The following is a 7,927-nucleotide window of genomic DNA, read 5'->3' as shown; positions in this document are numbered from 1 at the left end:
CCCCGCACCGCTCAAGAACTCAAATAGTTACTACCCAATAGCCAACCACAGCGCTTAAAGACTCAAAACTAACTCTAGTTAAGCTTCCCGTGACACTGCTTGTACTTCTTGCCGCTACCGCAAGGACAAGGATCATTGCGCCCGACCTTCGGAACGGCTCCGTCGGGAACTGCCTGACGGCCCGTAGCCGCTTCCGCAATACCCGGATCTTCGCCGCTAAGCGCCGCGTCATAGTCCGAATGATGGTATGTAACATTCTCGAGCGCAGGCGTTTCGGCCTCAGCCACCTCGACCTGCTCCGCTGACTGAATGCGAACAGTGAGCAATACCTTGATCACCTCATCGCGCACGCGATCAAGCATTTCCGAGAACAGCTCGAATGCCTCGCGCTTGTATTCCTGCTTCGGATCCTTTTGCGCATAGCCTCGCAAATGAATACCCTGACGCAAGTGATCAAGCGCCGACAAATGCGCGCGCCAGTTCGTGTCGATGGATTGCAGCAGCACCGAGCGCTCGAAGGGCGCCCAATTGTCGCGGCCCACCAGCTCGACCTTCTCGTCGTACATGCGGCGGGCTTCGGTCAGAACGCGCTCCAGGAGCTCATCGTCCGAAATATTGGGTTCTTGCTCGAGCATTTGTACCAAGGGCACCTGAACATGCCAATCGGCTTCGAGCGTCGCCTCGAGCGCCGCAAGATCCCATTGCTCTTCCATGCTGCCTTCGGGAACATGCGTCCGGAACAGCTCGTGCACGGCAGCGTGGCAAAGGTTCTGAATGGACTCGGACACGTCGGCAGACTCGAGAACCTCGTTACGCTGAGCGTACAGCACCTTGCGCTGGTCATTGGACACATCATCGTATTCGAGCAGTTGCTTACGAATATCGAAGTTGCGCGCCTCGACCTTGCGCTGCGCCGACTCAATTGAGCGCGACACCATGCGCGCCTCTATCGGCTCGCCTTCCGGCAAACGCAGGCGCTCCATAATGGCACGGACCCGGTCGCCGGCAAAAATGCGCATCAGCGAATCGTCAAGCGACAAATAAAAGCGCGAAGAGCCTGGGTCGCCCTGACGACCCGCACGACCGCGCAACTGGTTGTCGATGCGGCGGGATTCATGCCTTTCGGTACCGATAATGCGCAGGCCGCCGGCAGCCTTGACGGCCGCGTTGGCGGGCGCCCATTCAGCTTTGACCCGTTCAATGCGGCCGGCTTTTTCTTCAGCGGAGGCCGACTCATCAGCCTGGATCAGCGCAACTTGTTTTTCAATGCTTCCGCCCAGGACAATGTCGGTTCCGCGGCCCGCCATGTTGGTGGCGATGGTAATGTGACCGGGCTTGCCCGCTTCGGCAACGATTTCGGCTTCGCGCGCATGCTGCTTGGCGTTAAGCACTTCGTGGGGCAGCCCAGCCTTGTCCAGCAGACCCGACAGCAACTCGGAGTTCTCGATACTGGTGGTGCCCACCAACACCGGCTGGCCACGCTCGTGACAATCTTTGATGTCGGCAAGGATCGCGTTGTATTTTTCGGCATCGGTCTTGAAAACCTGGTCATTCTGGTCGTCGCGCTGCATCGGACGATTCGTGGGAATGATGACGGTTTCGAGCCCGTAAATGGACTGAAACTCGAATGCCTCGGTGTCGGCCGTACCGGTCATGCCGGCCAGCTTATCGTACATGCGGAAATAATTCTGGAAGGTGATCGAGGCCAGCGTCTGGTTCTCGTGCTGAATACGCACACCTTCTTTGGCTTCAACGGCCTGGTGCAGGCCGTCGGACCAGCGCCGACCCGCCATCAGGCGACCGGTGAATTCATCCACAATGACCACTTCATCATTCTGAACCACGTACTGCTGATCGCGGAAGAACAAGTTGTGAGCACGTAATGCGACCATCAAATGATGAATGAGCGAAATATGCCTTGGATCGTATAGCGACTCGCCTTCCGGAAGCATTCCGAGATTGGTCAGCGTCTGCTCTGCCTTGACCATGCCGGCTTCGGACAAATGCACCTGCTGCGCTTTTTCGTCGACCCAGAAGTCGCCCTCGGGCTCGGGCTCGTGCGGCTTGGGCTCGGAGGCCATGCGCGTCAGCAGCGGCGGCACGACATTCATGGCAATGTACAACTGGGTGTTGTCTTCGGCCTGGCCCGAGATGATCAGCGGCGTGCGCGCCTCGTCGATGAGAATAGAGTCAACCTCGTCGACAATGGCGTACGAAAGTGGACGCTGACGGCGGTCTTCGGCGCGGTACTCCATGTTGTCGCGCAAATAATCAAAGCCGTATTCGTTATTGGTTCCGTAGGTAATATCGGCCGCATAGGCGGCTATTTTTTCTTCGTTGGGTTGCTGGGGAACCACCACACCCACCGACATATTCAGAAAGTTGTACAGGCGGCCCATCCATTCGGCATCGCGACGCGCCAAGTAGTCGTTGACCGTAACGACGTGCACGCCCTTGCCCGACAAGGCATTCAGATACACACTAAGCGTGGCCATGAGGGTCTTGCCCTCGCCCGTGCGCATCTCGGCAATCTGACCATTATGCAAAGCAATGGCCCCAAGCATCTGCACATCAAAGTGGCGCATGCCGAATACCCGCTTACTTGCTTCACGCACCACGGCATAGGCTTCGACCAGCAGATCGTCCAACGAGGAGCCTGCTGCGTACTTTTGCCGAAACTCGTCTGTCTTGGCCTTGAGCTCGTCGTCAGACAACGCAGCAAGCGACGGCTCCAGAGCGTTGATCTGCGCTACCTGCTTACGGTACTTTTTGAGTAGCCTGTCGTTACGGCTGCCGATGAGCTTTTTTAGCAAAGAAACCATTTGTGTCGTTTGATGCGAGCCAGGCAGCTATACAGACCGGACAACGGCCCGGCGCACGCTGCAAGAATACGCATGCCTTAAAGGGTTGGCGGGAAAGCCCGCAGAAAACGAAACAGTTTAACGCACCTTTGTAGCGGCGATATCAAGCTGAGCACCCGCATCGGTTAGCAACGTGGGTGTGGGTTCGGGCTTTTCCAGGAACAACACCGGGTCAAGGGGATGACCCGCCATGCGCACTTCGAAATGCAGGTGCGGGCCGGTCGAGTGGCCGGTTGAGCCGACTGCGGCAATGGTTTGGCCCCGTTCCACAATATCGCCAACCTTGACATTGACCTTCGACGCGTGGGCATAACGGGTAACAATGTCGTTGCCGTGGTGGATCTCGACCATTTTTCCGTAGCCTGATTTGTAACCTGCCACGGTCACCACGCCGCTCGAGGCGGCAAAAATAGGCGTGCCCCTGGGCGCAGCAAAATCCAGACCCTCGTGCATGACATGACGCCGAGAGATTGGATGGCGCCGCCAGCCAAAAGAAGAGCTCAGGTAGGGGTAGTCGACCGGCATCAACGTGGGCAAGCCGGCCTCGACGCCGAGCCGGCGTGTCAGGGCCATGTCCATCATGCCGAACCAGTCTTTTTGGCGACCGACCTCTTGGTGAAGGAAATCAAGCTTTACATCAAGCCCCGATTTGGGTCGAAATGACATCTTGCGCTTAGGCAGCGACTCGGGCGCGTCGCCAATGTAGTCCATAATGGCCGGGGCAGCCTGATCAAGGCCGGCCTGAATTTCGGGGTCGGTGTGCGGTATGCCCGCCACTTCGGCAACGCGCCGGCTGATGCCGTCCATTTCAATTATTTTTGCCTGAAGTTCGCCGACTTTCGCCGCCAAAGCCTCGATTTGCCCCCGACTGAAGTCGCTTTCGCGAACCAGGCTGGCGCCGTAAAGATCAAGCGACGACGACACGGTCAGCTTGCTTTCGGTATAGTGGGAATACACCCAAGCACCCGCTGCGGCCGACACCGCCAGCCCAAACACCGCCAGCAAAGCGGCTACAGGCGCCCTGAGTCCTTTGGCGCTAGAATCGCCCGGACGCCCTTTCGTCAATACTACTCTCACAGTAAATCCTTAAATATGTTTCGCGCTTCCGGCTCATCACGTCGTACCTCAAGTCTGGCCGACACGGCGATAGACTGGCTGGGTACCGATCGCCACAGCGCAAACGTGCTGACTACGGCACGCACACTGCTGGCCCTTGAAGCTGCCATACAAAAAATGCTGCCCGCGGCAATGGCACAAGCCTGCCGGGTTGCTCGTATGGAAGACGGGCGCGTGACGCTTGCCGTTCCAAGCCCCGCCTACGCGGCGCGGTTGCGCCAGATAGCGCCCCGAATTACAGCGCAGTTGGCAAACAGTGGCTGGAACCTTACCGAAATGCAAGTAAAGGTACAAGCGGGTCTGTTACAGAACCGGATAAATACATCGCGGCCCAAGGAAAGCATTCCGTTGGACAGCCAGGCGGTCGCGGCGTTCCGCAGTTTGCACGAGAACCTGCGACCCGGCCCGCTGGCCGACGCCGTGGCAAAACTGGTGACACGCCACAAAGACAGCTGACGCCACCAAAAACGCCGCCTAAGTCGACCAGGAGCGTGGGTGGTTATTTTAACAGGCCAAAAACAGGCCCGCCCGCCTTAGGCGAACTTCCACTCGTTGACGTAAGCCCTGGCCGGCGGTTCGGTCGCCTCGTAGGTGACGAGCTCCCAGGCGTCTTGCTGGGAAAGCAGGGCCCGAGCCAACTGGTTATTCAGCCCGTGGCCCGATTTGCAGGCCACGTAACGAGCCACCAGCGGCTTGCCGATAAGATACAGGTCGCCAATTGCGTCGAGTATTTTATGTTTCACAAATTCATCTTCGTAGCGCAGCCCGTCTGCGTTAAGCACCCGGTACTCGTCCATGACAATGGCATTATCAAGGCTGCCTCCGCGCGCCAGTCCGGCTGCACGCAGGGCCTCGACCTCGCTGACGAAACCGAATGTGCGCGCCCGCGCAATGGTCTTGACGTACGAATCTTTGGCAAAATCGACTTCGGCAAAATTAGCCGTGGAGTCGATGGCCGGATGGCGAAAATCGATGGCAAACGACAGGGCAAAGCCGTCGTAAGGCTCGAGCCGCGCCCATTTAAGGTTGTCGCCCTCACCTTCGCGAACCTCGACCGTTTTCAGCACCTTGAGAAACTGTTTGGGCACCGACTGCTCTTGCAAGCCGGCCGAGCGCAGCAAATACACAAAGGTACCGGCGCTGCCGTCCATAATGGGCACTTCTTCGGCGGTAAGGTCGACATGAAGGTTGTCTATACCCAAACCGGCCAGGGCCGACATCAGGTGTTCAACCGTTGACACGCGCACATTGCCTTTTTGCAGCACCGAAGCCATGCGGGTGTCTCCGACACCAATAGCATTGGCAGGCAGATCAACCACTTCGGGCAGGTCAACGCGATGAAAAACAATGCCGGTATTGGGGTCGGCAGGACGCAGCGTGATTTCCACGCGCCGTCCGGAGTGCAGGCCTACACCCTTCGTGCTGATTGCTTTTTGTATTGTGCGTTGACGTAGCATAAATGCGAACCAAATCTGAACTATGTGCGGCATGCGGCCGCAATACGTAATAACTCTATATTGTAACCGGAATCCGCCACGCCACTCTGGTATTTTTGCATCGCATCAATAGCCTGAGGCTATGGATGGCAAACAAGATGCGGGCGCGCCGATACCTTCTACTGGGGAGGAAGCAGAATGCACCGGCGGCGCCCGCCCTTAGGGCGCGCAACCACACGCCCTACATTATGTGAGAGTCATTTTTTGCTTTATGGTTCCGTCGACCCTCAGTCAGCCTGTTTCCGCAGGAAAGCAGGAATGTCGAAATGATCCATTCCGGCGGTTTCCAGCGCCCGAACCTGGGCCGAGGCCTGTCCGCGCGGGTTACGGATTACAGCGGGCACGTCAGAATTGGCAAAGTCGTGACCTTGCGCGTAAGGCATGTCGTCAGTACCCGTGCGTACGGCTTCAACGCGGTTGCTGACCAACTGAGGGCGCGATGCAGCAGCGCCGCCCAAGCCGGTAGCCACGACTGTGACACGCAAGTTTTCGCCCATCGACTCGTCATAGGCCGTACCGTAGATAACGGTTGCATCGTCTGCTGCGTAGCCGCGGATCGTGTCCATGATTTCGCGAGTTTCACGCATTTTCAGCGTACGGCTAGCCGTGATATTTACCAGCATGCCGCGCGCACCGTGCAAGTCGACACCTTCAAGAAGCGGGCAAGCAATGGCTTGCTCTGCGGCCACGCGGGCGCGATCGGGACCCGAAGCGATGGAGGTGCCCATCATGGCCTGACCCTGCTCGCCCATGATGGTCTTGACGTCTTCGAAGTCGACGTTCACATTGCCTTCGACATTGATGATCTCGGCAATGCCGGCGCACGCATTGTGAAGCACGTCGTCGGCGGCCTTGAAGCAGTCTTCTTGAGTGGCGTCTTCGTCCATCAGGTCGTACAGGTTTTCGTTAAGCACGACGATCAGCGAGTGCACGTGCTTGGACAGCTCGGCAATGCCGTCTTCGGCCATTTTCAGGCGCTTCGAACCTTCAAACATAAACGGCTTGGTGACCACGCCCACAGTCAGAATGCCCAGCTCTTTGGCCACTTCGGCCACCACCGGACCGGCACCAGTACCCGTGCCGCCGCCCATGCCGGCGGTAATGAAAACCATATGGGCGCCATTGAGCGCGGCGCGAATCTCTTCACGCGCGGTCTCGGCTGCCGCACGCCCTTGCTCGGGCTTGGCGCCCGCGCCAAGCCCGGTGCGTCCCAGGCGGATCTGTACGGGCGCTTCGCTGGTGGCCAGTGCCTGTGCATCGGTATTGGCGCAGATGAAATCCACCCCATTGATGCCGGACCGGATCATATGCGAAACCGCGTTTCCGCCTGCGCCGCCCACACCGACCACCTTGATGACGGTGCCGCTGGCATTGTTGTCGAGCATTTCAAAATTCATCATGATTGACTCCCTCACTTATCCAAAAAAGCAAATTAAAAAAACTCCCCGGTACCACTTTTTTTCGGAATCGTCTCAAACAGAGTGCCAGCTCTCGACTCGCACTCAGTGTGAAACGCCTCCCGAGGACAGGCCACCTCGAGCCCGCCCCTTCAGGGCTTTTCCCGCCCTTAATTCATGAACCACTCCTTCATGCGCGCGAGCAAAGTCTTGACGCTGCCTTTCTGTTGCGCCACCTTGCGTCCACGGGCACGCTGCAAGCGCGCTTCAGCCAACAGACCCATTACCGTCGAGAAGCGCGGATTGCGCATGACGTCGGCCAGGCTGCCCTCGTAATTGGGGACGGCCACACGCACAGGCTTCAAAAACACGTCTTCGGCCAGCTCGACGATGCCCGGCATCAGCGATGTGCCGCCCGTAAGCACGACACCCGAAGAAAGCAGGTCTTCGTAACCGGACTCGCGCACGATCTGCTGCACAAAGGTAAACAGCTCTTCGATGCGCGGCTCGATCACGGCACCCAGAGCCTGGCGCTTGACCTGACGATTGGGCCGGTCGCCCAGTCCGGGCACCTCGATGTATTCGTCGGCGGTGGCCAGCACCTGCTTGGCAATGCCATAACGCAACTTGATCTCTTCGGCGTCAGGCGTGGGCGTGCGCAGCATGGCTGCAATGTCGCTGGTCACCTGGTCGCCGGCAATGGGCACTACCGCCGTATGCCGAATGGCGCCGCCTGTATAAATAGCGACATCGGTGGTGCCCCCTCCGATATCGACCAGCACCACACCCAGCTCTTTCTCATCGGACGTAAGGCAGGCCATGCTTGAGGCCAGGGGCTGAAGGATCAGGTCTTGCACCTCGAGGCCGCAACGACGCACGCACTTCACGATGTTCTGCGCGGCACTGACCGCTCCCGTCACGATATGCACTCGTACTTCGAGCCGCAGGCCACTCATGCCGATCGGCTCGCGAATGTCCTCTTGCGAGTCGACAATGAACTCTTGGGTCAGCACATGCAGCACTTGCTGGTCAGTGGGAATGTTCACCGCCTTGGCGG

6 protein-coding genes are annotated in these 7,927 nt (G+C 58.3%); 1 reads left to right on the top strand and 5 read right to left on the bottom strand.

Annotation, left to right across the window (positions count from 1 at the left end; translation table 11 throughout):
- Window positions 1–74: 74 nt before the first annotated feature.
- On the bottom strand, window positions 75–2,822 hold the full coding sequence (gene secA, locus VL003_RS00745; protein ID WP_325438586.1) for a preprotein translocase subunit SecA: 2,748 nt from the start codon (window positions 2,820–2,822) through the stop codon (window positions 75–77).
- Between the two features lie 117 nt (window positions 2,823–2,939).
- Window positions 2,940–3,938 (bottom strand): M23 family metallopeptidase, encoded by a 999-nt coding sequence (locus tag VL003_RS00740; protein WP_325438584.1) that lies wholly within the window; start codon window positions 3,936–3,938, stop codon window positions 2,940–2,942.
- 15 nt (window positions 3,939–3,953) lie between these two features.
- Here VL003_RS00740 and VL003_RS00735 point away from each other — a divergent pair, with 15 nt between their 5' ends.
- Window positions 3,954–4,433: a DciA family protein gene (locus VL003_RS00735; RefSeq protein ID WP_325438582.1), complete on the top strand. Its 480-nt coding sequence runs from the start codon at window positions 3,954–3,956 to the stop codon at window positions 4,431–4,433.
- A 77-nt stretch (window positions 4,434–4,510) separates the two neighbouring features.
- Here VL003_RS00735 and lpxC read toward each other — a convergent pair whose 3' ends face one another.
- From lpxC to ftsA, 3 genes are all read right to left on the bottom strand, one after another.
- The gene (gene lpxC / locus VL003_RS00730) at window positions 4,511–5,434 is read right to left on the bottom strand and encodes a UDP-3-O-acyl-N-acetylglucosamine deacetylase (RefSeq protein ID WP_325438580.1); all 924 of its coding nucleotides are present in this window, start codon (window positions 5,432–5,434) and stop codon (window positions 4,511–4,513) included.
- A 266-nt stretch (window positions 5,435–5,700) separates the two neighbouring features.
- Window positions 5,701–6,873, bottom strand: a complete 1,173-nt coding sequence (ftsZ, locus tag VL003_RS00725) for a cell division protein FtsZ (protein ID WP_325438578.1) — start codon at window positions 6,871–6,873, stop codon at window positions 5,701–5,703.
- A 167-nt stretch (window positions 6,874–7,040) separates the two neighbouring features.
- On the bottom strand, window positions 7,041–7,927 hold an 887-nt coding region (ftsA, locus tag VL003_RS00720; protein WP_325438577.1), incomplete at its 5' end, for a cell division protein FtsA.

This window comes from Pusillimonas sp. (assembly GCF_035515275.1).
GTDB lineage: Bacteria > Pseudomonadota > Gammaproteobacteria > Burkholderiales > Burkholderiaceae_B > Pusillimonas.
This window is presented reverse-complemented; position numbering and strand designations above follow the sequence as displayed.